The organism is Deinococcus pimensis DSM 21231 (assembly GCF_000519345.1).
Taxonomy (GTDB): Bacteria; Deinococcota; Deinococci; order Deinococcales; family Deinococcaceae; genus Deinococcus_A; species Deinococcus_A pimensis.
Genome location: NZ_KI912635.1, coordinates 81,842 through 84,566, shown reverse-complemented (window position 1 = coordinate 84,566; position 2,725 = coordinate 81,842). Strand labels below are relative to the sequence as shown.

4 protein-coding genes are annotated in these 2,725 nt (G+C 70.7%); 2 read left to right on the top strand and 2 right to left on the bottom strand.

Going from position 1 to position 2,725, the window contains the following annotated elements:
* Window positions 1-629, top strand: a 629-nt coding sequence (locus tag DEIPI_RS41265; protein ID WP_045233855.1) for an amidase, incomplete at its 5' end; no start/stop codon positions are given.
* A 57-nt stretch (window positions 630-686) separates the two neighbouring features.
* On the opposite strand, the gene DEIPI_RS0107545 is transcribed toward DEIPI_RS41265, so the two are convergent.
* Complete coding sequence (locus DEIPI_RS0107545) at window positions 687-1,400, bottom strand: hypothetical protein (RefSeq protein WP_045233854.1); 714 nt, start codon at window positions 1,398-1,400, stop codon at window positions 687-689.
* A gap of 198 nt (window positions 1,401-1,598) precedes the next feature.
* Here DEIPI_RS0107545 and uvsE point away from each other — a divergent pair, with 198 nt between their 5' ends.
* Window positions 1,599-2,507: a UV DNA damage repair endonuclease UvsE gene (gene uvsE / locus DEIPI_RS0107540; RefSeq protein WP_027481372.1), complete on the top strand. Its 909-nt coding sequence runs from the start codon at window positions 1,599-1,601 to the stop codon at window positions 2,505-2,507.
* On the opposite strand, the gene DEIPI_RS0107535 is transcribed toward uvsE, so the two are convergent.
* A partial coding sequence (locus tag DEIPI_RS0107535; RefSeq protein ID WP_027481371.1) for a Nif3-like dinuclear metal center hexameric protein occupies window positions 2,489-2,725 on the bottom strand: 237 nt, incomplete at its 5' end. The genes uvsE and DEIPI_RS0107535 overlap by 19 nt on opposite strands.

Below are 2,725 nucleotides of genomic sequence, written 5' to 3'. Positions count from 1 at the left end.
GGGAGGGGGCGCTCGCGGGAGCGCGGCTGGGCGTGGTGCGTTCCCTGTTCGCCCGGCTCGGCGCGGAGACGGTGGCCCTGCTGGACGCGGCCCTGGACGTGCTGCGGGAGGCGGGCGCGACGGTGGAGGACGTGGAGCTCCCGGCGCTCGACGAGCTCTCCACGGGCGGGCTGGAGGTGCTGATCTACGAGTTCAAGCGTGACCTCAACGCGTACCTCGCGGGCGTCACGAACGGCCCGAGCTCCCTGCGCGAGGTGATCGACCTCAACGACGAGAACCCGGAGCGCATCCCGCACGGTCAGGTGCTGCTGCTCGCGGCGGAGGCGACGTCGGGAACCCTCCGGGAGGCGTCGTACGTCCGGGCGCGCGAGCGGGACCTGCGCCTGTCGCGCGCCCAGGGTCTCGACCCGATGTTCGCGGGCGGCTTCACGGCGCTGCTCTCGCCGGGCAACTGGATGGCGGGGATCGGCGCGAAGGCGGGCTACCCCAGCGCGACGGTGCCGGTGGGCCGCGCGGGGAACGCGCCGGTCGGGCTGACCTTCACGGGCCCGAAGTGGTCGGACGTGACGCTGCTCTCGCTCGTCGCGGACTACGAGGCGCGGCGCGGCCCCTGGGAGGCGGCGAGATAGTCCCAGGAGACGGGGCGGCCCCGGCGCGAACCGGGGCCGCCTTCTCGCGGGGCGGGGTCAGAGGTACACGAAGGCGATGGTCTGCTCGCCGCTGAGGGTGGGCACGAAGCGTCCGTCCCAGCGGACCAGCTCGCGGTTGCCGTCCTGCAGGGTGACCTGGCCGCGCGGGAGGCTCGCGCCGAAGTCCTTGCTCCACTGCACCTTGAGGATGTTGCGGCCCTCGCGGAGGTAGGGGGTGACGTCGCGACGCTCGAACGAGGCGTAGTCGCCGAGACCGTGCCCGTTGAGGGTGAGGCGCACGAGGCCCTTGACGACGAAGGCGCTGAGGATCGCTTCGCCGATGGCGTCGTCGTTGCGGACGATGGCGACGTTGAGGGCGCCGTGCGGAGGTTTGAGGGCGCCGTCGAGGGTGTAGCGGAACAGGACCTGCGCGCGGTTGCCGTCGAGACGGATGAAGGTGAAGGCGGCGCGGCGGTTCACGCCGGTCCAGCCGATGCGGACGGCGTTCGCGCCGGGGTCGAGGAGGTCGTTGAGTTCGAGGAGCGTGCGGGCCTCGCCGTTGAAGCGGTAGAGCTTCGTGCCGAAGACGGCGCGCAGTTCCGCGCCTCCCGTGTCCACGGACAGCACGTACCGGGGCGGTGCGGGGGTCCGGACGGCGACCTTGCGGACCGTGGCGGGCCTCGCCGGGCTCTTCTTGGGCACGGCGGGGGCGGCCACGGCGGGCGCACACAGACAGAGGAGGGACATCGCGAGGCGTTTCAACGGCTTCATGGTAGAGTCCGATTCCTTAGTTTTCGATGAAGGTTTAAGGTTGTATTAAGGCGAGTGAAGTCTTTTACAGACGCACGACACACTACATTGTGGGCTTCATGAATGGTCCGCGTGAGCGTCGCTTGAGGGACGACACAAGACAACGAGACTTCGTGCTGGGCACACGTCCCACGAGGACACGCGCGCTACGGTTGCCCCATGACCGCCGAAGACACCCCTCCCGAGTTCGGCCTCGTCTGCGTCACCACCTCCGAGGCGGTCCGCTTCCGAACCATCACGCGCACCAACTACCTCAAGCTCGACGAGACCGCCCGCCACGCCAAGCTCACCCTGCTCTACCGCGAGAACTACGAGCGGCTCCTGCGCGCCCTCGACTTCTGCCGTGCGCGCGGCATCCGCCTCTACCGCATGACCTCCCAGCTCTTCCCCATGAGCGACCTCGAGGACGGCATCGGCGCGCAGGTCCTCGCGGACCTCGCGCCCGAACTGCCCGAGGTCGCGCGCCGCGCCGAGGCGTACGGCATCCGCGTCGTCGTGCACCCCGACCAGTTCGTCGTGCTCAGCAGCGACAGCGAGGACGTCGTCCGCAACAGCGTCCTCGTGCTCGGCCAGCACGCCCGCAACCTCGACCTGATGGGCCTCCCGCGCAGCCACTGGAGCGTCGTCCTCATCCACGGCGGCAAGGGCGGACGCTCGGACCGCCTCGTCGAACGCGTCCCCGACCTGCCCGCGAACATCCGCGCGCGCCTCGCGTTCGAGAACGACGAGCACGCCTACGGCTCCGCCGAGATCCTCGACGTCTGCACCCGCACCGGCCTGCCCTTCGTCTTCGACGCGCACCACCACGTCATCAAGGAACACCTCACGGACTACGACGACCCCAGCGTCACGTACTACACCGAGGCGGCGCGCGGCACGTGGAGCCCGCCCGACTGGCAGGTCGTGCACCTCAGCAACGGCCGCGAGGGCATCCTCGACCGACGTCACAGCGACCTCATCGACGTGATGCCCGCCTCCTACCACGGCGTGCGCTGGATCGAAGTGGAAGCCAAGGGCAAGGAGGACGCCATCCAGGCCCTGCAGGAACGCTACCGGCCCGCGCCCTGACCGCCCGCCGGGGCTTCCGCGCCCTCGAACACCTCCGGCGCCAGGTCCGGGAACTCGTCCCGCAGTTCCCGGGCGAGCCGCCGCAGTCCCCACAGCTCCGAGCGGCGGTGACCAAGCGCCACGACGCCCATCCCCAGCTCACGCGCCCGCGTCCGCGCGCCCGGACGGAACTGCCCCGTCACCAGCACCCGCGCGCCCCCCTCGAACGCCGCGTCCAG

Bases quoted from the DNA above. Each gene is read 5' to 3' on its own strand.
- DEIPI_RS0107545 (WP_045233854.1), bottom strand. From the start codon at position 1,400: ATGAAGCCGTTGAAACGCCTCGCGATGTCCCTCCTCTGTCTGTGTGCG.
- uvsE (WP_027481372.1), top strand. From the start codon at position 1,599: ATGACCGCCGAAGACACCCCTCCCGAGTTCGGCCTCGTCTGCGTCACC.